Annotated in this window: 18 protein-coding genes; 10 read left to right on the forward strand and 8 right to left on the reverse strand. The window is 65.1% G+C overall.

Features of this window, described 5'->3' with window-relative positions; translation table 11 throughout:
- Positions 1 to 123 precede the first annotated feature (123 nt).
- A complete protein-coding gene (locus AC6CH3_RS08830) occupies positions 124 to 1,161 on the reverse strand; it encodes a LacI family DNA-binding transcriptional regulator (RefSeq protein ID WP_498132071.1) in 1,038 nt (345 codons plus the stop codon).
- 163 nt (positions 1,162 to 1,324) lie between these two features.
- On the opposite strand from AC6CH3_RS08830, the gene AC6CH3_RS08835 reads away from it, so the two are divergent.
- Complete coding sequence (locus AC6CH3_RS08835; protein ID WP_498132072.1) at positions 1,325 to 2,260, forward strand: dihydrodipicolinate synthase family protein; 936 nt, start codon at positions 1,325 to 1,327, stop codon at positions 2,258 to 2,260.
- Positions 2,261 to 2,375: 115 nt separating this feature from the next.
- Complete coding sequence (locus AC6CH3_RS08840; protein WP_498132073.1) at positions 2,376 to 3,674, forward strand: Nramp family divalent metal transporter; 1,299 nt, start codon at positions 2,376 to 2,378, stop codon at positions 3,672 to 3,674.
- A gap of 73 nt (positions 3,675 to 3,747) precedes the next feature.
- Here the strand turns inward: AC6CH3_RS08840 and AC6CH3_RS08845 are convergent, their stop codons facing one another.
- Entirely contained in the window at positions 3,748 to 4,086 is a 339-nt protein-coding gene (locus tag AC6CH3_RS08845; protein ID WP_498132074.1) for a GYD domain-containing protein, read from the reverse strand.
- 363 nt (positions 4,087 to 4,449) lie between these two features.
- Here AC6CH3_RS08845 and AC6CH3_RS08850 point away from each other — a divergent pair, with 363 nt between their 5' ends.
- Entirely contained in the window at positions 4,450 to 5,124 is a 675-nt protein-coding gene (locus AC6CH3_RS08850) for a haloacid dehalogenase type II (RefSeq protein ID WP_498132075.1), read from the forward strand.
- Positions 5,125 to 5,400: 276 nt separating this feature from the next.
- Here AC6CH3_RS08850 and AC6CH3_RS08855 read toward each other — a convergent pair whose 3' ends face one another.
- Entirely contained in the window at positions 5,401 to 6,129 is a 729-nt protein-coding gene (locus tag AC6CH3_RS08855; protein ID WP_498132076.1) for a TetR/AcrR family transcriptional regulator, read from the reverse strand.
- A 144-nt stretch (positions 6,130 to 6,273) separates the two neighbouring features.
- On the opposite strand from AC6CH3_RS08855, the gene AC6CH3_RS08860 reads away from it, so the two are divergent.
- The 3 genes from AC6CH3_RS08860 (at position 6,274) to AC6CH3_RS08870 (ending at position 9,872) form a co-directional block, all read left to right on the forward strand.
- On the forward strand, positions 6,274 to 7,710 hold the full coding sequence (locus AC6CH3_RS08860) for a flavin monoamine oxidase family protein (RefSeq protein WP_498132077.1): 1,437 nt from the start codon (positions 6,274 to 6,276) through the stop codon (positions 7,708 to 7,710).
- A 56-nt stretch (positions 7,711 to 7,766) separates the two neighbouring features.
- Positions 7,767 to 9,281 carry an APC family permease gene (locus AC6CH3_RS08865; RefSeq protein WP_498132078.1) on the forward strand — a complete coding sequence of 505 codons (1,515 nt, stop codon included), beginning with the start codon at positions 7,767 to 7,769 and terminating at the stop codon, positions 9,279 to 9,281.
- A gap of 108 nt (positions 9,282 to 9,389) precedes the next feature.
- Complete coding sequence (locus AC6CH3_RS08870; RefSeq protein ID WP_498132079.1) at positions 9,390 to 9,872, forward strand: pyridoxamine 5'-phosphate oxidase family protein; 483 nt, start codon at positions 9,390 to 9,392, stop codon at positions 9,870 to 9,872.
- A 191-nt stretch (positions 9,873 to 10,063) separates the two neighbouring features.
- Here the strand turns inward: AC6CH3_RS08870 and AC6CH3_RS08875 are convergent, their stop codons facing one another.
- The 4 genes from AC6CH3_RS08875 to AC6CH3_RS08890 all read right to left on the reverse strand — a co-directional run bounded on the left by AC6CH3_RS08875 (position 10,064) and on the right by AC6CH3_RS08890 (position 14,810).
- Positions 10,064 to 10,444 carry a universal stress protein gene (locus tag AC6CH3_RS08875; protein WP_498132080.1) on the reverse strand — a complete coding sequence of 127 codons (381 nt, stop codon included), beginning with the start codon at positions 10,442 to 10,444 and terminating at the stop codon, positions 10,064 to 10,066.
- Between the two features lie 42 nt (positions 10,445 to 10,486).
- Positions 10,487 to 12,457 (reverse strand): tripartite tricarboxylate transporter permease, encoded by a 1,971-nt coding sequence (locus AC6CH3_RS08880; RefSeq protein WP_498132081.1) that lies wholly within the window; start codon positions 12,455 to 12,457, stop codon positions 10,487 to 10,489.
- Between the two features lie 8 nt (positions 12,458 to 12,465).
- Positions 12,466 to 13,656: a type 2 periplasmic-binding domain-containing protein gene (locus AC6CH3_RS08885; RefSeq protein ID WP_498132082.1), complete on the reverse strand. Its 1,191-nt coding sequence runs from the start codon at positions 13,654 to 13,656 to the stop codon at positions 12,466 to 12,468.
- Between the two features lie 74 nt (positions 13,657 to 13,730).
- On the reverse strand, positions 13,731 to 14,810 hold the full coding sequence (locus AC6CH3_RS08890) for a PrpF domain-containing protein (protein WP_498132083.1): 1,080 nt from the start codon (positions 14,808 to 14,810) through the stop codon (positions 13,731 to 13,733).
- 275 nt (positions 14,811 to 15,085) lie between these two features.
- On the opposite strand from AC6CH3_RS08890, the gene AC6CH3_RS08895 reads away from it, so the two are divergent.
- Positions 15,086 to 16,000, forward strand: a complete 915-nt coding sequence (locus AC6CH3_RS08895; RefSeq protein WP_498132084.1) for a LysR family transcriptional regulator — start codon at positions 15,086 to 15,088, stop codon at positions 15,998 to 16,000.
- A 66-nt stretch (positions 16,001 to 16,066) separates the two neighbouring features.
- Positions 16,067 to 17,263 (forward strand): MFS transporter, encoded by a 1,197-nt coding sequence (locus AC6CH3_RS08900; RefSeq protein WP_498132085.1) that lies wholly within the window; start codon positions 16,067 to 16,069, stop codon positions 17,261 to 17,263.
- Between the two features lie 12 nt (positions 17,264 to 17,275).
- Here the strand turns inward: AC6CH3_RS08900 and AC6CH3_RS08905 are convergent, their stop codons facing one another.
- The gene (locus tag AC6CH3_RS08905; protein ID WP_498132086.1) at positions 17,276 to 17,905 is read right to left on the reverse strand and encodes a hypothetical protein; all 630 of its coding nucleotides are present in this window, start codon (positions 17,903 to 17,905) and stop codon (positions 17,276 to 17,278) included.
- A 140-nt stretch (positions 17,906 to 18,045) separates the two neighbouring features.
- On the opposite strand from AC6CH3_RS08905, the gene AC6CH3_RS08910 reads away from it, so the two are divergent.
- Complete coding sequence (locus tag AC6CH3_RS08910; protein ID WP_498132087.1) at positions 18,046 to 18,423, forward strand: VOC family protein; 378 nt, start codon at positions 18,046 to 18,048, stop codon at positions 18,421 to 18,423.
- Between the two features lie 44 nt (positions 18,424 to 18,467).
- A complete protein-coding gene (locus tag AC6CH3_RS08915) occupies positions 18,468 to 19,502 on the forward strand; it encodes a PHP domain-containing protein (protein ID WP_498132088.1) in 1,035 nt (344 codons plus the stop codon).
- The last annotated feature ends 109 nt before the right edge of the window (positions 19,503 to 19,611 follow it).

Here is a 19,611-nt window from a genome sequence, read left to right on the forward strand (position 1 = left end):
TGGGGAGTGCGGTGCCGGGCCGGCATACTGGCCGAGCCATTCGGAGGGCACCCGTTCCGGCCAGATGCCCATAGTGTGGCACGGCGGCCTTGCAGAAAGCTTGCGGAACCCTGCGGTGCCGGCCTAGGAACGAACGGTTGTGGAGTGCCCGGGGGAGCCGCTCGATTCACGCGGGATCAGTGTTGGCATGGATTTCCGGATTTTTGGTTCCCTGTTGGGGTTCACGATGAGGTCGATGGCGTTGCCGGCTATCTGGTCCAGGGGTACGCGCACCGATGACAGCGGGGTGGAGAGCCGGGACGAGAGGGGTATGTCGTTGTAGCCAACCAGGGCCAGGTCTTCTCCGACCGTGACGTGGAAGCGGTGGGCCGCTGCGATGAGGCCCATGGCCAGGTTGTCGTTGGCCGCGAACACGGCGCTGGGGCGCCGCCCTGCGTTGCTGCCCAGGAGGGATTCTCCGGCGGCGAACCCGTTTTCTATGCCGTAGCCGACGGCGAGCAGCCATTCTTCCGGGGGCGTGATGCCCGCTTCCGCCAAGGCTCTCCGGGCACCGGCGAGGCGGGCGGTCCCGGTGGAGGTGAAGGCCGGGCCGGTCACGACGGCGATGTCACGGTGACCGAGGTCGATGAGGTGGCGCACGGCCAGGTATCCGCCCACTTCATCGTCGCCTAACGCAGAGGGGCTGACCCCGTCGGTGCGCAGGACCAGCGCGTGCGCCACGCCCCGTTCGCGCAAGCGGCGGGGGAGTTCGTCATCGATCCGGGCCGTGGCCAGGATCAGCCCGTCGACGTTGCGGTCGAGCAGGGTCTCTGCGGCACGGCGTTCATCATCAGGGTCATCACCGCTGGTGGCGACCATCGCAAAATAGCCGCGGTCCGAGGCCGCGCGCTCGAGCTCCTCGAACATCAGGGCCATCACGGTGTCGCTAAGGCGGGGGACGAGCACTCCGAGGGTCCGGGTTTCGCCCCTGCGCAGGCTCGACGCGAACGAGTTCCGGCGGTATCCGAGTTCCTCCGCCACTTTGCGGACGTGCGCCGCGGCTGCCGAGCGCGACGCGGTGCCCCGTTCGTCCAGTGCGCGGCTGGCCGTGGAAAGACTCACTCCGCTGGCGGCCGCAACGTCCCTCAAGGTGACGTTAGTGCCTGGGGCAGCCGGTTCCATGTGAGTTCTCCTGTTCGGACTTGTCCTAATAGACACTCTATTTCCTCCTCGTTCGAAACTTGCCCCTTGACAGTGAGCTGAACCACACCGCAGAATGAAAACGTTCCCGCAAACGTTCTCACATCCTAGCGGGACTTCGATCAACAAGACAGAGGAAGCTCTTATGACCATGGACCTCCGCGGGCTGGTTCCCGCACCTGTAACGCCGTTCAACCGGGACGGCAGCGTCGACGTCGACGCGATCCACCGCCTCGGGGGCTGGCTGGCCAGCGTCGACGGTGTCAAGGGCCTGGTGGTCCTGGGGCATGCCGGTGAAGGAACGTTCCTGACCCAGGATGAGCAGGCCCTGGTGATCCGCGAGTTCAAGAATGCCGTCGGCGGCGCAATCCCGATCATCGCCGGGATCACTGCTGAGGGAAACACCGTCGCTGCCCTGGAAGCGAAGCGCGCGGTCGAAGCCGGCGCATCCGCCGGCCTGGTTTACCCCTCTCACGGCTGGCTGCGGTTCGGCTACCAGAAGGGCGCACCCCAGACCCGTTACAAGGAAATCTACGAAACCTCAGGCCTGCCGCTGATCCTCTTCCAGTACCCGGATGCCACCAAGGCAACCTACGACCTGGAAACCCAGCTGGAGATCGCCGGCATGGAAGGGGTGTTCGCTACCAAGAACGGCGTCCGCAACATGAAGCGCTGGGACACCGAGATCCCGGTCCTGCGCGAAACTTACCCCGATCTGCAGATTCTGACCTGCCATGACGAGTACCTGCTTCACACCATGTTTGACGTGGACGGTGCACTGGTGGGCTACGGCGGACTCGCCCCGGAACCGCTCGTGGAGCTGATCGCCGCCGGAAAGGCCAAGGACTACGCAGCCGCCCGCGCCATCCACGACCGCCTGCTGCCGGTGACCAAGAATGTCTACCACCGCGGGTCCCACATGGAAGGGACTGTCGCCCTCAAGGAAGGCCTGGTCGCCCGGGGCATCCTGGAGCACGCCACCGTCCGCCCGCCGCTGCTTCCGCTTGCTGAAGGTGCCGGCGACGAAATCGCACTGGCCCTCAAGTCCGCCAACCTGGGCAGCGTAACCGTTCCCGCCTGATCTCCGGACCATTCAAGGGGTGGCGGGCCCCACCCGCCACCCCTACCCAATGCTTTATTCTCCAATTAGGTCAACGACGACCCACAGCAGCGATGCTGTAGAAGGAGGACTCGCAATGAGCGAGCCACACAAGACCGTCACCTCCCCGCACGCTCACCGAGGACAGGCAGCCACGCACGAAAACATCCCGGCTCCGGCCGCACAGGCCAAGCGCCGGACCTTCCTTGGCTACCTCGCGCTCATGGGCCCGGCCTTCGTGGTCGGAGCCTGGCAATTCGGTCCCGGCAACCTCACCACCGCAGTGCAGGCCGGCAGCCGATTCGACTACAGCCTCGTTTGGGTCATCGCCGTATCCACCGTCCTCATGATCTTCTTCACCGACATGAGCGTCAGGCTCGGCATCGCCACACCCATTTCCCTGATCACCTCCATCAAAGACCACCTCGGCAAATGGGTGGGCGTCCTTGCAGGCTTCGGCGTCTTCGGCATCACCCTGATGTTTAGCGTTGGCAACGCCGTCGGATCCGGCCTGGGACTCTCCTTGATATTCGGCGGATCACCGGTCCTCTGGACGGTCGTCTGCACCGCCGCGGTCGGCTTCGTACTCGCCTTCCGCAACGTCTACGGAATCGTCGAAAAAGCCCTCCTGGTCATCGTCGTACTCATGGGCATCGCCTTCATCGCCAGCACCGTGGTGGCCCAACCCGACTGGTACCGCTCCATGGAAGGCATGGTCCCGCAACTGCCGGCCGGAAGCGAAATCCTCATCGTGGCACTCGTCGGAACAAACTTCTCCATCAACGCCGCCTTCTACACCTCCTACGGCGTCAAGGAACACCGCCGCACCCGGGCCGACTACCGCGACATCACCCTCGTCGACACCATCCCCGGCATCGTCGCGCCCGGCATCATGACCGCCCTCGTCATCATGGTCGCCGCCGCCGTACTCGGCAAGACCGGAGCCGAGGCCGGGACGATCAACGCCCTCGCCTCCATCTTCACGCCCCTCGCCGGCCCTGTCGGAGCGATGCTCTTCGCATTGGGACTCTCAGGCGCCGCTTTCTCGTCCATGATCGCCAACGCCACCGCCGGCGGCACCATGCTCTCTGACGCCCTCGGGCGCGGCGCCAAGGCAGGATCACCCGTAGCCCGCATCGTCACCGGAGTGATCCTGGCCTTTGGACTGATCATCACTCTGTCCTTCCAGTCCTCACCCGTGGGCCTGATCGTCATTGCCCAGTCCCTGACCGTGCTCATTGCGCCCCTGCTGGGCGTCCTGATCGTGATCATGGCCAACAAGGTTTCCCTCATGGGAAGCCTTCGCAATAAATGGTGGCACAACCTGTTTGGCGCCATCGGACTCATCGCCATCATCGCGTCCTCCCTGCGCCTCATCACCACCCTGCTCGGATAGCAGCAGTCCCGAACCTTCGAAGGCAATCGTGATGCCCCCGTCTGCAACAGGACGGGGGCATCAGCACGGCAAGCTAATCTTCGGGGAGGGTGCCGGGGGACCGGTACTGGATCTGGCCGGCCTTCTGGAGCGCTTCCAGGGTTTCGTCCACGCTCAAGAGCACTGTCGTTTCCATTGAACTCAGTGCGCCGCCCCCGCTGATGGCCACCGCAACCGCGGCCATGGAGACGTTGTCGGGAGCCTCCCACAGGTTGTAGCCGTCGTGCGTACCAAAGGCGTACCAGAAGCCGTGGAGTTTCCCGCCGACGGCTTCGATGTACTCCTGCGCGGCTTTCCTCCGGTCCTCCGGCTTGCTGACCAGTCGTGCCCAGGTCTCCGGCGTATAGCTGAACTTCGACAGGTAGAGCGGCATAATTTCGTCTCCTTTGTTCGCAGTCGGGAGTGCGGATTCACCAAGAATGGCAGTGGGCTGTCCGCTCGGCAATGGCCATGATTTTCACGCTCGAGGGACGCACCAAAAACGCCCGCCCGGGCTACCCCCGGGCGGGCGAATCTGTTCCTGCGGCAGGTGAAGACCGGCTTAATCCAGACGGCAGACGCCCCGGAACCCTTAGCATCCACGGGGAACCAGACCCTTCCTGAGAATGGATCTCAAAAAATCGTTGACAATCTACAGCAGACCATTTAGATTCATAGTGAATCAAAAACCTGCTCGGTCGAAGCCGCAGAAGGCGACCGAAGCCCTCTCCTAACACCAGAATGAACGGACGAAAAAATGGCAACCACAAACTTCCGGCCCAAGTACGTTTCCTTTGATTGCTACGGCACACTGATCAACTTCAACATCGATCCCACCACTCGTCGCCTCCTGGATGGCCGCATCTCTGAGGAGCAGTGGCCTGCCTTCAAGGCGATGTTCCGCGGCTACCGCTATGACGAAGTATGCGGGGACTACAAGCCCTACGAGCAGATCTTTCAGAACTCCTTTGACCGCGTGTGCAAGCAGTGGGGCCTGGCGCCGACCGAAGGTGCCGGCGCACAGTTCACAGAAGCTGTACGCGGCTGGGTTGCCCACGAGGACGTGCCGGCCCCGCTGAAGACGATGGGCGAAAACTACCAGCTGGTGATCCTGTCCAACGCAGATGACAGCTTCCTGGAAACCACTGTTCCGAGGCTCGGCGCAGACTTCCACGCCGTGCTGACCGCTGAGCAGGCCCAGGCCTACAAGCCCCGGTACCAGGCCTTCGAGCACATGCTCAATGCCCTGAACGCCAAGCCGGAGGACTTCGTCCACGTCTCCTCCCACACTCGCTACGACCTGATGCCGATGCACGACATGGGCTTCCGGAACACCGTTTTGCTGGACCGCGGTTACGACCCCATCACCGAGGGCTACAACTACACCACTGTGAAGTCCTTGGACGAGCTGAACAAGCACCTCGGTCTCTAAACCGTTCCTGAGGCAAAGCGTCTTCGAATATAAAAAGGTCATCCAAATGACCGATGGCCAAACCGCCATTATCGGATTGGGCAGCATCGGCAGCATGGCGTTGTGGCAGGCATCGAGCCTGTCCGTCTCCCGCCCACGCCCGTAGCGCCGTGGGCGGGGAGCTTACGACGGCGGCGGGCGGCCGCCGTCGTAAGCTCCCTGTGTAGCCGGCTGGGTCAGGCGGCGGTCCGTGACAGGGAAAAGTACTTCAGTTGCCGCGTGTCCACGCCGGCCCTCCTACCTCCGCAGTGCGCCGAGCCCGGAGATCAGCGCCTCGAGGCCCAGGGCGAAGGCCACGTCGGCGGGCCGCTCATGTCCCTGCTCGGCCAGGCTGTGCACGGCAGCGGTGAAACTCGGGGTCGCATCGGCCATGGAACCGGCGTCGAAGATGTCCGCCGGCGCGGTCACGTCGTAGGCCGAACCGAAAATGAACGACTCCAGCGCCACGATGGAGGAGACGATCCGCTCCTCGGGGAAGCCGGCATCCCGAAAGGCGGCGCTGACCGTTTCATACATGGCCAGGGTCTGCGGGGCGTCCGTTACGGGCAGCACGGCGATGACCGGGATCAGCGGGGTGTGCCGGGAGAAGACGTCGCGGTAGCTCCACGCCCACTTCCGCACCGCCTCTTCCCACGGTTCCGTGTCGAAGGCTGACAGGTCCACCAGCGCGGCGAGGTGGTCCTCGACCAGGAGCAGCACGTCGCGTTTGGATTTCACATGGTTGTACAGCGCCGACGGCGCGACGTTCAGTGCTCGGGCCAGTGCGGCCATGGTGAGGGCGTCATAGCCCTTTTTTTCGACGAGTTCGAGCGCTGCGCGGGTGATGCCGGATTTGTCGAGGACCCCGCCGACCGGCCGGCCCGCGCGGCGCCGGGCGTCCGGTCCGGCCTTCGGGCTGCGTCGTGCCGCGTCTTCCACGGCAGTCTCTCCCGTGGCGGTGCTTCCCGGGGCGGGTGATGCCGGCATTGGTGGCCTTTCTGCAGGCGGTTTCTCCATCAGTATTCCATCAGCCCCTTCCCGTACACGGACGGAACGGCTATAGTTTCTCGTAAATGAATGACATTCATTTAGTGGTACGCATCACCTGCGCGGCCACAGAGAGAGGACATCATGTTGAATTTTGACCGCGACGTCGTGATCGTGGGGGCGGGCCCCTCCGGGCTGACGGCGGCCCGTGAACTGAAGAAGGCCGGTCTCACGGTGGCCGTGCTCGAGGCCCGCGACCGCGTGGGCGGCCGGACGTGGACCGACACCGTGGACGGCGCCACCCTGGAAATCGGCGGGCAGTGGGTCTCGCCGGACCAGACCGCCCTGCTGGCCCTCCTGGACGAGCTGGGCCTGGAAACCTACTCCCGCTACCGTGAGGGCGAATCCATCTACATCGGCGCCGACGGCACTCCCGTCCGCTACACGGGGGATTCCTTCCCCGTCAGCGCGGCCACCGGCGCGGAAATGGACAAGCTCGTTAGCCTGCTGGATGCGCTGGCTGCCGAAATCGGCCCCACCGAGCCGTGGTCCCACCCGAAGGCCCGGGAGCTGGACACTGTTTCCTTCCACCACTGGCTCCGCCGGCACTCAAGCGACGAGGAAGCCTGCAACAACATCGGCCTCTTCATCGCCGGCGGCATGCTCACCAAGCCCGCCCACGCCTTCTCCGCCCTGCAGGCCGTGCTCATGGCCGCCTCCGCCGGCTCCTTCACCCACCTGACGGACGAGGACTTCATCCTGGACAAGCGGGTCATCGGCGGGATGCAGCAGGTCTCCCTGCTGCAGGCAGCGGAGCTGGGGGACGACGTCGTCCTTAACAGCCCGGTGCGCACCATCCACTGGGAGGCCGACGGCGGCAGCGGCCACCGCGTCACGGCCGTGTCCGAGCGCGCCACCGTCAACGCCCGTTTCGTCATCATGGCGGTGCCGCCCAACCTGTACTCCCGCGTCTCCTTCAACCCGCCGCTGCCCCGCCGCCAGCACCAGATGCACCAGCACCAGTCGCTGGGCCTCGTGATCAAGGTGCACGCCGTCTACCGGACGCCGTTCTGGCGCGAAGAGGGCCTCTCCGGCACCGGCTTCGGTGCAGGATCCCTTGTCCAGGAGGTCTACGACAACACCAACCACGGCGACACCCGCGGCACGCTGGTGGGCTTCGTTTCTGACGAAAAAGCCGACGCCGTCTTCGAGCTGGACGCAGCGGCGCGCAAACAGGCGATCCTGGAATCCATCGCCGGGTTCCTCGGCGGGAAGGCTCTGGACCCGGAGGTCTACTACGAATCCGACTGGGGCTCCGAGGAATGGACCCGCGGCGCCTACGCCTCCAGCTACGACCTCGGCGGCCTCCACCGCTACGGCAAGGATCAGCACACCCCGGTCGGCCCCATCTACTGGTGCTCCTCCGACCTCGCCGCCGAGGGATACCAGCACGTGGACGGGGCAGTCCGCATGGGGCAGTCCACCGCTGCCCGCATCGCGGACGCGGACAAAGCAGCCGCAGCAGCACCCGGTGCATTCGGTGGCCGCCGGCTGGCCGAGGCTGCGGCCGCCGTCGGCTGACGCCGGCTGTACCCACCCCATTCAACGGCGAATGAATTATCCGGAGAGGCAATCCCATGAGCACCAAGGACGCAGTCGCCCAGGGCGAGCACAAGAAACTCAGTGAAAAAGGCCTCAAGGCCGGGTCCGTGGGGCTGCTCGGCGCGGTGGTGATCGGCGTTTCGTGCATCGCGCCGGCGTACACGCTCACCGCGGCACTCGGTCCGACGGTGTCCGAGGTGGGCGTCCACCTGCCGGCCATTTTCCTGGTGGGGTTCATCCCCATGCTGCTCGTGGCGCTCGGGTACCGCGAACTCAACAACGCAATGCCCGACGCCGGAACCTCCTTCACGTGGGCAACCCGCGCCTTCGGCCCGTGGATCGGCTGGATGGGCGGCTGGGGACTCATCGCCGCCACCATCATCGTGCTGTCCAACCTGGCGGCCGTCGCCGTCGACTTCTTCTACCTCATGCTGGCGCAGCTTTTCGGCAACCCCGAACTGGCGCAGCTCTCTGCCAACCTGCCACTGAACATCGCCACCACCCTGGCGTTCATCGCCGCTGCCTGCTGGGTCTCCTACCGGGGCATGGAAACCACCAAGGCCGTCCAGTATGTGCTGGTGGGATTCCAGCTGCTCGTGCTGGGCTGGTTCGCCGTCTCCGCGTTCCTGCACGTAGCCAACGGCTCCGCCTTCGACGCCACGGCCATCTCGCCGGACTGGTTCAACCCGTTCGCCGTCGACTCGTTCTCCTCCTTCGCGGCCGGCGTCTCGCTCTCGATCTTCATCTACTGGGGCTGGGACGTGACGCTGACGATGAACGAGGAAACCAGGAACCCGGAGAAGACGCCGGGCCGCGCGGCGACCGTGACCGTCGTCGTGATTGTGGCCATCTACATGCTGGTGGCCCTGGCCACGCTGTCCTTCGCCGGAGTGGGGGAGAGCGGGCTGGGCGCGGGGAACCCGGAGAACCAGTCCAGCATTTTTGCAGTCCTGGCGGGCCCGGTCATGGGTCCCTTCGCCATCCTCATGTCGCTGGCGATCCTCAGCAGTTCGGCGGCTTCACTGCAGTCCACGTTTGTGTCGCCCGCCCGGACGCTGCTCGCGATGGGGCACTACAAGGCGCTGCCCGCGACGTTCGGCAGGGTCAGTCCGGCCTTCAAGTCGCCGGGCTACGCCACGGTTGCCGCCGCCGTCGCTGCCGCCGGGTTCTACGTGATCACCCGGACCACCTCGGAGAACGCCCTCTGGGACACCATCACGGCCCTCGGCATGATGATCTGCTTCTATTACGGGATCTCGGCACTGGCCTGCGTCTGGTTCTTCCGGGCAGTGGCCTTCGGCAGCGCCCGGGCCTTCTTCTTCAAGTTCCTGGCGCCGCTGCTCGGCGGCGTCATCCTGCTGGTCATGTTCGTCAAGACGGCCTTCGACTCCATGGATCCGGCATACGGCTCGGGCTCATCGGTGGGAGGCGTAGGCATGGTGTTCATCCTGGGTATGGGGGTGATCCTGCTCGGTGCGGCGGTCATGCTGGTGATGGCCAGGATCCAGCCGGGGTTCTTCAGGGGTGAGGTGCTGGCCCGGGGGCGCTGACGCTCCTCTTGCGGCAGCGGCTGGAAAGTAAGCACACTTACTAATAAGGTGATCCGAGGGGTAGTTCCCACACTGAGCCGCACGTACTGAACAGAACGAGGTGACAGCATGCCGGAAACCGCCAACATCAACAAAGTCACGGACATCATCAACGATTCCCACATCGGGATGTTCACCACCATCAACGAAACAGGCGCGCTGGTTAGCCGGCCGCTGGTCGTGCAGGAAGTGAAGGACGACGGCGACATGTGGTTCTTCACGGGGGAGGGAACCTCCCAGGTGGCCCACATCGGCGCGGATCCCCGCGTCAACGTGTCCTTCGGCCAGCGCACCGAGTGGGTCTCGGTGGCCGGGACCGCGAAGGTTGTCCGGGACCGGGCCAAGATCCGTGAACTGTGGAACCAGGCGGTTGAGGCATGGTTCCCGGACGGGCCGGACACTCCCGAGGTGGTCCTGCTGCGCGTGGACTCCGACTCCGCGGAATACTGGACCAACCCGGGCGGCACCGCGGCCACCGTGCTGCAGTGGGTGAAGTCCAAGGTCACACACAGCCGCATGAGCGTCGGCGAAAGCGGGACCGTGGAACTGTAACTGCTCAGAGCTGTAACTGCTGGGCGCCGGAAAAGGCGAAAGGAGGCAGGGTGACCCATCAGGTCACCCTGCCTCCTTCTGCGTGCGTACCCTTCCGCCGCGCCCGTCCTTCGGGCTACCTGTTGCGATGGAGTGCGGGGAGGGGCCCACGCCTGCCGGAAGGACCGGCAGCTCTTAGAGCCTGGCGGCTGTTACAGCTTGTCCGGGCGGACCGCCAGCACGGGGCAGGTGGCCTCCAGCAGGATGCGCTGGACGGTGCTGCCCAGGATGAGCTTGCCCACCATGGACCGGTGCCGAAGGCCCACGACGATCATGTCGACGTTCCGGTCCTGGGCTATTTGGATCACAGCGTCACCGGGGTCGGAAAGCACCGAGGACTCGAGCGTCAGCGTCAGGCCCGCCGCCCGCAGCTGGGCATCGAGCTCCTGAATTTCCGCAGGGTCCAGGTCGTGGTGGCCGCGCCCCACGTTCACGATGAGCAGGTCTGTTTTTCTGAGCAGTGCTTCCGTGATCCCTGTGGTCAGGGCCTCCCTGCCTTCGGCGGCGGGGGCATAGGCAACGAGAACGGTCATGTTCTTGCTTCTCTCCAGTAGTGACGGGGATGGGACAGTGTTCTAGACGAGCGTGTTGAGCCAGCCCTGCGGCAGATCAATGGGCAGCAGGGACGGCAGGGCCAGAAGCACAACGTAGAGAACCAGCGTGTAGACCACGGTTGTCTTCAGGCGTGCCCTTGCCACCACCAGCAGGAACGCGGGGATGAAGATGGTCACCGCAACGAGGTAGCCGAAGGCAGCTGTGAGGGCCAGGAAGCCTGTCATCCAGAAGAAAGTCTTCAGGGCAAAACCTGCATCCAGCGTCCAGCCGGCGGTGGCGGTCCTCGCCCGGAGCCGCGCCCTGACCTCGGTGAACAGCAGGATTCCGGAGAAGACCAGGCCTCCAATGCTGACCAGTTGCGGTACCAGCCGGGCCTCGGGAGAGAACGACGCCGAGGCTATCAGCGCCGAAGCGAAGGCTGCGGTGAAGATGGCGGCGGCGGCCAGGGACCACGTGGAGTTCTTCAGCGGGCTTTCGTCATCCTCAGGGCGCTCGTCGCGGTGGCCGTCGTCCATGTTGGCCTGTTTCCGGGCTCGGATGAACTTGATGAGGGACCAGACGATGGGCAGGATCAGGATCGCGAGGAACACGATAACACCGGGGCGTGCCATCCAGTCCAGGCCATTGTAGAGACTGTCCGTGAGGAAGTAGTAGCGCTCGAGCGGGATGGCCAGGACGAAGCCGATGAGGAATGGTGCCCGCGGGAACCCGGTTGACTTCAGCAGCCAGCCGAAAACGCCGAGGATGATCATGACCCAGAGGTCGCCGAGCTGGCCGCCCTCCTGGAATGAGCCGAGCAGCATGATCGCGACCAGGCCGGCTGCCAGGACAGCGAACGGCACCTTGGTGAGTCTGGCGAGCTGTTTGACGCTGAGGAAGCAGAACAGGGCACCGAGGATGGAGGCGATCGCGAAGGACCACACGATGAGGTACATCAGATCCAGGTGCTCGGTGATGATGGACGGGCCTGGCTGGATGCCGTAGGTCAGGAGCATGCCCAGGAGCATGGCGGAGGGGACACCGCCGGGGATGCCGAACAGGAGGGTCGGGATGAGGTCCCCCGCTTCCACGGAGTTGTTGGCGCTTTCCGGGCCTACGATGCCCCTGGGGTCTCCCTTGCCGAACTGGCGTTTGTCCTTCGCGGTGGCCACGGCCTGGCCATATGCCAGCCAGGTTCCGGCGGTGGCGCCGACGCCGGGCAGTACGCCCGCCCAGATGCCGATGAGTGCACCGCGGATCACCTGGGTCCAGTGGGACAGCCATTCACGGATGCCCCTGCCCCAGCCGCCACCGAGGCTGATGTTCGCATTCTGACCGCGCCGCTGGCTGGCCCGCGAGGCGATTTCGGCGAGCCCGAAGATGCCCAGGGCGACTGCCACGAGGGAGAGCCCGTCACCGAGGAAGAGGCTGCCGAAGGTAAAGCGCTCTTCGGCCGTGGTGGGCGAGGTGCCCACCATGCCGAGCACAAGGCCAAGCAGGCCGGCCGAGACTCCCTTGATGATGTTGCCGCGGGACAGAACGGCAGCGAGGGCGACGCCAAGGACCGTCAGCATGAACAGTTCGGGGCTGGCGAAGGAAAGCACAAGGGGCCGGGCGAGGGGAATGGCAAGCGTCAGCCCGATGGCGCCGATGATGCCGCCGGCCATGGAGGACAGGAAGGCGAGCGTCAGCGCTCTCGCGGCCTGGCCCTTTTTCGCCATCGAGTAGCCGTCCAGCATGGTCACGCTGGCCGAGGCGGACCCGGGTGCGCCCAGCAGCACGGCAGAGACGGTGTCGGAGGTGTGGACAACAGCCAGCGCGCCGATGAGAAGCGCGAGGGCCTGGGGCGGTTCCATGCCGAATGTGATGGGCAGGAGGATGGCGACGGCGCCGGTGCCGCCCAGGCCGGGTATGAGGCCCATGACCAGACCGGCAACGGTGCCGATGAGGAGCATGAGGAGCAGGGAAGGGTCAGCGAGTGATGCCAGCGCTGCCATAGCGGAATCAAGCATGATGGTCCTTATTCAACGTGGATGTCGTATTTGCTCTCGAGCAGTTCCTTGACGTAGGACCTGACGGAGCTGCTGACGGTGTACGCGTCCCTGACGCGGTCGGCCATGCCGGCATCCGCTACGAGGGGGTAGCCGCCGAGGACTTTGGCGGCCTTGTTTTGGAACTCCTTGTCGGCCCCCAGCTTTTCGCTGGATTCACGCAGCAGCGTGACCGCCTTTTCCGGTGTGTCCTGCGGAACCCAGAGGCCCTTCTGGTACGTGTAGGTCAGGCCCAGGAGGGTCTTGTACGCCTCGAACTTTTCGCCCGAGGGCTTCTTGCCGTGCAACGCCTCATAGGCTTCGGGCACTGTGGGCACGTCGGGGAAGTTGGGGTCGCGGATGACCTCCCCGGCTTCGTTCAGCTGGCCGAAGGACATCAGCACGGTTGCCTTGCCCTCCTTGGCGATGCCTTCGACGGCGGAGCCGTACGCGGAGGTGGTCTGGTAATCCAGATCGATTTCACCGCGCTGCAGGGCCAGGTTGACCGGGCCGCGGCCTTCGAAGCCGAAGGTGGAGGTCACGTCCGCTTCGAGCAGGTCGAAGGCCACCAGGGTGGTGATATCCAGACCGGTGGCACTGATGCCACCGAACTCGAGGGGCTTGTCCCTGTTGATAAGGTCGTTGACGTTCTTGACGCCGGCTTCCGTGCGGGCGTAAATGACGCCGCCGGTGCCGTTGACCACCACGGGTTTGAGATCCTCGAAAGAGTACTTTACGGCCGAGCGTCCGAGGACCCAGGGCACCACCGTGGACGCTGTCCCTACCAGGATTTCTGTGCCGTCGGTCTTGGCCGAACGGGCAAACTTGTTCGTGCCGGAGATGCCCTCCCCGCCGGGTTCGTTGACGGGGGCAAACCCTGGGCGGCCGGCAACATAGTTGGTAAGTTCAGTGCCGATGAAGCGGGCCCAGGTGTCGGTGCCGCCACCCGAGGCCAGCGGAATCAGGAATTCCAGGGTTTCGCCGCTGAAGTTCCCGTCTTCGGTGCTGGAAGGCGGATTGAGGAGGCCTCCGCCCAGGACAGTGGTTGCGACGCCGAGAGCGGCGAAGGAGGCCACAACGGCCAGGACAGTGCGCCGGGAGTGTTCCGGCGGATCCGGCTGTTCGGCGGGTGCGTCGTGGCTGGTGCCGGGGGGTTCCAAGGCTGACTTCTGACTCGTCATTGAGAATTCCTTAATTCGTGCCGCCTGGTCCGAGCACCGCAGTGTCATGGAGGCGTCTGCTTTTATTGTGGCGCTTACCAGGTGTCTGGAAGCAGGAGTTCGGCGTCGGCAAGCCGACGTGCACTGCGCAGGGCGCCTACGACTGTGACGCCGTCGCTGATTTCCGACCAGGTCTGGACGAGGCCGGCGGGCGTCCGCATGTTCACGCCCGCAGAGACATCGGTTGATATCAGGTTGGCCAGGACGGTCCCCTTGTGCTGTGCGGCCATAGTCAGTGCCACGCTGCCCGTGATGGCGAGGGCCGGATGCAGGCGGCCCATGGAGAGCATCCTGACGACGACGTCGGCCTCGTCGCCGGCTTCAGCCCTGGCCACGAGGGCCAGCTTGGGGATGGCGCGTTCGGCCTCGACCCGGCTTGCAGCAATTCCCATCCGCACGGCCGCGTCCCGGCGCAGGTCGTCCAGGTGCCCCAGGAGATCCTTCCGGTTGTCAATCTCTGCTGCAGTCTCGTGACCGGTTAAACCGACCGCCTCAGCTTCCACGATGACGACGGGAGCGCCCGCATCGATGAGCGTTGCAGCCACCTGGCGGCCGTCGAAGCTCAGCTTGTCTACCGGCTCCCCGGTGGGCAAGAGCTTGCCGGTCGTCCGTCCGGCCGGGTCAAAGAAGCCCAGCCCTACCGGCATGCCAGGGAACGGCACGCCCGGGATCATCTGTGTGCCGGCGTATCCCAATTCGCCATGGGGGGTGGCCACCTTCTGCAGAATGAGCTGGTTAGTGTTCGTATTGAGCGTCCGGACCGCCGTGCTGTCCTGCCCGACCGGGACCCATCCGCGCTCGATGGCGTACGGTGCGACGACGGCAGAGCAGTTGCCGCAATTGCTGCCCCAGTCGACCCGCTGTTCATCGATGCCCACCTGGGCGAATGTGTAGTCGACGTCGGCGTCCGCGCTGACGGAGCGGGACAGGATTACCGCCTTGCTCGTCGTGGACGTACCGCCGCCGACGCCGTCTATTTGGCGGTGGTCAGGACTGCCGAAGAGACGCAGCAGGACTTCATCCACTGTCTTCCCCGGGACCTGGAGATGATCCCATTCGAAAACCCAGCACTTGCTGGTTCCCCCGCGCATCCACGTGGCCGGAATCTTGAACATGTTTGCTTCCACACCTTTCCTAAGCCCATCTGCGGGCTTTCAGCCCTGTGGCCTACCTCAGTGTGGTGCCAGGAATGCATGAATAACAATCACGGAAAAATGCAGATGCCTGCACTTTTACTTCAATCACAAGGAGCCGTAACGGGATTTCGGAAGCCGTTACAGCAAGAACGGCTCCGCCGACGCCCGGAAGCACCGCCGTGGCGCGGCTTGGATGAACCAAAGGTATAGAATTCTTCAGTGGGTGTAACTATTTCTTCAGGCAGGAGTACCCCATGCTGAATGTCAGAAGGCTCGAACTGTTGCTCGACGTCGTGGAACTGGGTTCAATAACCGCTGCCGCGGAGAAGCACGTCTATTCCCCGTCGGGTGTCTCGCAGCAGCTCCGTCGCCTGGAAGCGGAAGTTGGCCAGCCGCTGCTGCAGCGGCAGGCCCGCGGAATGGTGCCAACCGATGCCGGGCATGTCCTCACCGCGCACACCCGCCGAATACTCCGCCAGATGGCAGCGGCGGAGGCGGACCTCGCCGAAATCGCAGGACTGAACCGGGGCAGTCTCACCATGGGCACCTTCCCCACGCTCGGGGGTTCCTTTCTGCCCCTCGTCATCAGCAGATTCAAGGAGCAATACCCGGCGATCGAACTGCATGTCCGCAGCAGCCGCTTCGATGACCTGATTGAGATGCTCGAAAACGGCCAGGTGGGCATGTCGCTGCTTTGGGATTACGAGTGGAACCGGCTAAGCCCGGAAAGCTTCGCACTCACCACCGTCTTCGAAGACGCCACCGCCCTCATCGTGGGCAAGGACCACAGGTTCGGCCGGCGCAGGCAAGTGGACATGGCGGATCTTGCCAACGAGGAATGGATTGTCCGGGAAGAGGACCACCCCGTCGTCGAAGTGCTGCACAGGAGTGCCAAGGCGGCAGGATTCACGCCCCGGATAGCGTTCCATGCCAACGACTACCAAGAGGCCCAGGCCATGGTCAGCGTGGGACTCGGCATTGCCCTCGCGCCGCGAACGGCTGTGGTGAACAAACACCCCGGCGTCAGCATCGTGTCCCTGGGGGCGACCGCCCCGTCCCGCCGGGTGCTCCTGGCGCACCGGCATGACCGGGTCCGGGCTGCGGCTGAAATAGCTTTCCAGGCAACGCTGCTGGACGTAGCGAAAGACAACAGCGCCGACTTCCGCTGAGGCGGGGCATGAAACGATGGGGGACCCTTGAGTACTAGCCGGCCACGGTCGCGCGGGTGGTTGTGGATGCTGATCGCGTCCGCAGTCCTCTGCCAGATCGCCCTCAACCTTGCCCGGCCGCTCATCTCGTACAAGGTCCTGGCCTTGGGCGGAGATTCGATCACTATCGGCCTGACGTCAGCGGCATACGCGCTGGTCCCGGTCGCTGCCGCATTATGGCTCGGCAGGGTATCTGACCGGCGCAGTTCCCTCCGGGGGATTGTGGCTGTGGGAACCCTGCTCCTGGCAGCAGGGCCTGCCCTGCTGTCGGCGTCTCCGTCACTGCCCGTTGTCGCAGCAGCCAGTGCGGTGTTGGGCCTGGGGCACCTTTGCTTCACGATCGCGGGCCAGTCCGCGATCGCCCGATTCGTGCCGCTCAGCCATATGGATGCTGCCTTCGGCTGGTTTACGGCCTCGTTCGCTTTCGGGCAAATGGCCGGACCGCTGCTGGCCGGCCTCGCCATGGGGGCAGCCGAAGGAGTCCCGGCCGGAGTGAGGCTGGCTGATTCCAACACTGCCCTCCTCATCGCCGGCGGCATCGCAGTGCTCGCCGTTCCCTTCGCGTTTGGTACTGCTGCTAAACAGGAACCCGCCCAGGAGAAGGATGGGAAGCCGCCACCTGCGTCCCCTCGGGACTCCGTGGCCGCACTGCTGCGCTATCCGACGGTGAAGACCAACATGGTGGCAAGCCTGGCGCTGCTGGCGACCACCGACATTCTGGTCGCCTTCCTGCCGCTCCTGGGAGAGGACAAGGGTGTGTCCCCGGTCGTCGTAGGCATCCTGCTGGCCACACGGGCGGCGGCATCGATCGTATCCCGCCTGCTCCTGCCGGTTCTCCTTGCCCGTTGGAGCCGGCCCTCGCTCGTCATCGCCAGTCTTGCCGGTGCAGGAACAACACTGGCCCTGCTGCCATGGCTTTTTGAGCTTCCGTGGACTGCCGGGGGCCTGCTGGCACTGGGAGGCTTCTTTCTGGGCCTGGGGCAACCAATCACCATGACGCTCGTTACCCAGGCTGTTCCGCCTGCGTCCAGAGGAGCGGCGCTGGCCCTTCGCCTGCTGGGCAACCGGGCAGGCCAAGTGACCTTGCCGGCTGCAGCGGGACTGCTGGCGGCGCCGGTTGGTCCCAGCGGTGCTCTGTGGATGTCCTGCGCCGTGCTCGGCCTGGCGTGCCTGCGCCGCCCGCCCGGCAAACAGCGGGGACAAGGGCCGAAAGTCCCGGACTGAATCACGACTGATTCACGAAAGCGCGCGCATGTCCCCGCTGTCTCCGTGCGGGGGATACCCGGCAGGTTCCGCCCCGGCTGCTGTTTCCGCCCGCGCCAGTGCCCGCTCCAGGTGCGCAACGGCGGACGCATACCCGGGCTGCCGGGACGTCCGCAGCACTTCCGCCTCCCGCATGGCCTTCACGAATGCAGCCGTTTCCGGCCGGCGCACATCGGACATGGCCGGAAAATCGATCGCCAGCGCTGGGTCGAGTTCGTAGCGCTGCCAGCGCTGCAGGACGGCGTTGTGAACGTTGGCCGCGGCCTGCAGGGCGGGCTGCTCCTCCCGCTGCCGGCGCCTGGACGAGTACCAGCCCAAAACCTTGGGGCTGGTCCGGTAGGCGGCAACGCCGCTGGCGAAGGCTGCCGCCGCCAGCGCCAGTCCGGCCGGGGGCGAGGCCACCGCCGGGATGAGTAGTGCCGGGAGGATCACGGCAGAACCCCAGAAAACGTCCCAGAACAGCGGATCTGACGCGTCGCCGTCGGGCTTTCCGGCATGGTGCCGGACGGCGAAGACGGTGCAGGCGGCGGCGGCCACGAGCACGGCACCCCAGAAGACAAGCTGCAGCGTCCCAAGAGGGACGGCTTCGGTAACGGCGGACACTGCACCACCTCCAAGCAACGCGGCCCGGGAACTCGGGCTCCACTTCAATTCCATCCCCTCGGGTGCCGCCGGTCAATGGTCCGTCGGCCGGACGGCGGAAACGGTTTGCAGCGGGCGGCCTGCGGCGTAGCGTTGGCGGCATGCGACTAAAAATGTGCAGCATCCACGTCCGGAACCCGAAGGCAGCGCACTCGTTCTATACGCAGACGCTCGGCTTCGAAACGCTCATGGCCATGCCTGAGCACAACCTCTTTATCGTCAAGGACCCCGGTGATGCCGGCAGCGTGGGGCTGTTGCTGGAGCCGAGCGACAACCCGATCGCCGCCGCGTATATGAACGGACTTCACGACGCCGGGCTCCCGTCGATCGTGTTCGGCGTTCCGGATGTGCGGGCCGAGTATGAGCGGCTCACCGCCGTCGGGATCCCGTTCCAGGGCGAACCGTCGGAGGATCCGTCCGGGACGTCGGCCGTCTTCGACGACGGCTGCGGCAACTACATCCAGCTCCACCAGGACTGACGGCCACTGCCTGTTGCGCCGGACCGGTCTGCGGAAGGGACTGAATGGACGCCGTTGACGCCCTGAATGAGATCGCGTTCTGGCTGGAACGCAGCGCCGCGCCCACCTTCAAGGTGCAGGCCTTCCGGAAGGCCGCCGGCGTCATTGCGGACCTCGCCGCGGACGACCTGGCGGAGCGTGCGCGGGACGGCAGGCTGAAGCGGACCAAGGGCATCGGGGACACGACGTTCCAGGTCATCCTGCAGGCGGTTGACGGCGCCGTGCCCGACTATCTCGACAAGCTCAGGCAGGGCGGCGCCAAGCCGCTCGCCGCCGGCGGCAACGGGCTGCGGGCGCAGCTTCGGGGCGATCTGCACTGCCACAGCAACTGGTCCGACGGCGGATCACCCATTGACCTCATGGCGGACGCCGCCCGGTACCTGGGCCGCGAATATCTTGCCCTGACGGACCATTCCCCGAACCTCAAGATCGCCAACGGACTGAGCGCCGAGCGCCTCAGTGACCAGCTCGAGGCCGTGGCCGCGGTCAACGCTGCCCATGCCCGCCAGGACGGCGCGGAGTTCCGGCTGCTGTCCGGAATCGAGGTGGACATCCTGGAAAACGGGGAACTGGATCAGGACCCCGCCATGCTGGAGCGGCTCGACGTCGTGGTGGCCAGCGTGCACTCAAAGCTGCGCTCGGACCGGCGCACCATGACGGAGAGGATGCTCAGCGGCATCCGGGACCCCCACACCAACGTGTTGGGGCACTGCACCGGCCGTCTGCTGCAGGGTTCGCGGGGGACCCGGCCCGAGTCGGAGTTCGACGCCGAGCGGGTGTTTGCGGCGTGCGCGGAGGCAGGCGTCGCCGTCGAAATCAATTCCCGTCCCGAGCGGCAGGACCCTCCCGACAACCTGATGCGGCTGGCTCTTGATGCGGGATGCCTGTTCAGCCTCGACAGCGACGCCCATGCTCCCGGCCAGCTGGACTTCCTGCAGTACGGCGCGGAGCGTGCCGAACGGAACGGCGTGCCGGCAGAGCGGATCATCACCACCTGGCCGCTGGAGCGGCTGCTGGAGTGGCTCCGGCCAGGGGAGTAGCACGCTCCCGCCGGGTGTGGGAGCAGCTCCTCAAATATTAGTAAGTATGGTGACTATTTCGTTGCTGAGTGGTAAACCTTAAATGTTCCGCTGAGGAACCCCGGCCGGC

The sequence above is a fragment of the Arthrobacter sp. GQ119 genome (assembly GCF_059759125.1).

What these genes read in the sequence shown, in the direction of transcription:
- AC6CH3_RS08830 (WP_498132071.1), bottom strand. Translation starts at nt 1,161, where the DNA reads ATGGAACCGGCTGCCCCAGGCACTAACGTCACCTTGAGGGACGTTGCG.
- AC6CH3_RS08835 (WP_498132072.1), top strand. Translation starts at nt 1,325, where the DNA reads ATGACCATGGACCTCCGCGGGCTGGTTCCCGCACCTGTAACGCCGTTC.
- AC6CH3_RS08840 (WP_498132073.1), top strand. Translation starts at nt 2,376, where the DNA reads ATGAGCGAGCCACACAAGACCGTCACCTCCCCGCACGCTCACCGAGGA.
- AC6CH3_RS08845 (WP_498132074.1), bottom strand. Translation starts at nt 4,086, where the DNA reads ATGCCGCTCTACCTGTCGAAGTTCAGCTATACGCCGGAGACCTGGGCA.
- AC6CH3_RS08850 (WP_498132075.1), top strand. Translation starts at nt 4,450, where the DNA reads ATGGCAACCACAAACTTCCGGCCCAAGTACGTTTCCTTTGATTGCTAC.
- AC6CH3_RS08855 (WP_498132076.1), bottom strand. Translation starts at nt 6,129, where the DNA reads ATGCCGGCATCACCCGCCCCGGGAAGCACCGCCACGGGAGAGACTGCC.
- AC6CH3_RS08860 (WP_498132077.1), top strand. Translation starts at nt 6,274, where the DNA reads ATGTTGAATTTTGACCGCGACGTCGTGATCGTGGGGGCGGGCCCCTCC.
- AC6CH3_RS08865 (WP_498132078.1), top strand. Translation starts at nt 7,767, where the DNA reads ATGAGCACCAAGGACGCAGTCGCCCAGGGCGAGCACAAGAAACTCAGT.
- AC6CH3_RS08870 (WP_498132079.1), top strand. Translation starts at nt 9,390, where the DNA reads ATGCCGGAAACCGCCAACATCAACAAAGTCACGGACATCATCAACGAT.
- AC6CH3_RS08875 (WP_498132080.1), bottom strand. Translation starts at nt 10,444, where the DNA reads ATGACCGTTCTCGTTGCCTATGCCCCCGCCGCCGAAGGCAGGGAGGCC.
- AC6CH3_RS08880 (WP_498132081.1), bottom strand. Translation starts at nt 12,457, where the DNA reads ATGCTTGATTCCGCTATGGCAGCGCTGGCATCACTCGCTGACCCTTCC.
- AC6CH3_RS08885 (WP_498132082.1), bottom strand. Translation starts at nt 13,656, where the DNA reads ATGACGAGTCAGAAGTCAGCCTTGGAACCCCCCGGCACCAGCCACGAC.
- AC6CH3_RS08890 (WP_498132083.1), bottom strand. Translation starts at nt 14,810, where the DNA reads ATGTTCAAGATTCCGGCCACGTGGATGCGCGGGGGAACCAGCAAGTGC.
- AC6CH3_RS08895 (WP_498132084.1), top strand. Translation starts at nt 15,086, where the DNA reads ATGCTGAATGTCAGAAGGCTCGAACTGTTGCTCGACGTCGTGGAACTG.
- AC6CH3_RS08900 (WP_498132085.1), top strand. Translation starts at nt 16,067, where the DNA reads ATGCTGATCGCGTCCGCAGTCCTCTGCCAGATCGCCCTCAACCTTGCC.
- AC6CH3_RS08910 (WP_498132087.1), top strand. Translation starts at nt 18,046, where the DNA reads ATGCGACTAAAAATGTGCAGCATCCACGTCCGGAACCCGAAGGCAGCG.
- AC6CH3_RS08915 (WP_498132088.1), top strand. Translation starts at nt 18,468, where the DNA reads ATGGACGCCGTTGACGCCCTGAATGAGATCGCGTTCTGGCTGGAACGC.